The organism is Herbiconiux daphne, from assembly GCF_024979295.1.
GTDB classification, from domain to species: domain Bacteria; phylum Actinomycetota; class Actinomycetes; order Actinomycetales; family Microbacteriaceae; genus Herbiconiux; species Herbiconiux daphnes.
Map to the genome: position 1 here is coordinate 1 of NZ_JANLCJ010000426.1, position 681 is coordinate 681.

At 46.5% G+C, this 681-nt stretch carries 1 protein-coding gene; it reads left to right on the plus strand.

The genetic code is table 11. The annotated features are described in order from the left end of the window. Positions 1 to 37: 37 nt before the first annotated feature. A partial coding sequence (locus tag N1032_RS25640; protein WP_259543425.1) for a DNA polymerase domain-containing protein occupies positions 38 to 681 on the plus strand: 644 nt, incomplete at its 3' end.

A 681-nucleotide genomic window follows, 5' to 3' on the forward strand; every position in this document is an offset into this window, starting at 1 on the left:
CATCCGCTTGAAGCGGTACGAGCACGGGGAACGACCGTTGGGCAAAGACGAGTTGCACACTTATGATTTATTCAAGCTAGTGCCCGAAGAAGCTCGCGATTTTTGGTGCAAAGAACCGGATGAAGGTTCCGTCACGATGCACGAATTCGGTTTGGAAATAGTCGTGGCATCCGGAGGGATTCACGGGGTTCCGGACAATGGACGCAAAGAATTCACCAATGTCATATTTCTTGATGTGGCATCGCTATATCCAAACATCATTCGGGTGTTGAATGCCTTGGGTGAATACACCGATAAGTTTTGGGCAATCGTTGAAGAACGTTTGGCGGCAAAACGAAAAGGCGATAAGGTCAAAGCCGATGCCTTGAAGCTTATCATCAATTCGGTGTACGGCTTATTGAAGAACAAGCATTCCAAATTGTTCAATCCAAAAGCATCACTAAGCGTTTGTGTCTTTGGACAAATTGCATTATACGACCTAAGCCGCCGACTTCATGAAGCCGGATGCACATTGGTCAATTTGAACACCGACGGGATTGGGTTCACCACTAACCCGCACGACCCCGATTGCTACAAATCCATTTGGAAAGAATGGGAAAAGGACTTCGACTTGGTTTTGGAAGAAGAAATGTTCCCACGCTTGATTCAAAAGGACGTGAACAATTATCTTGGCGTCCATGC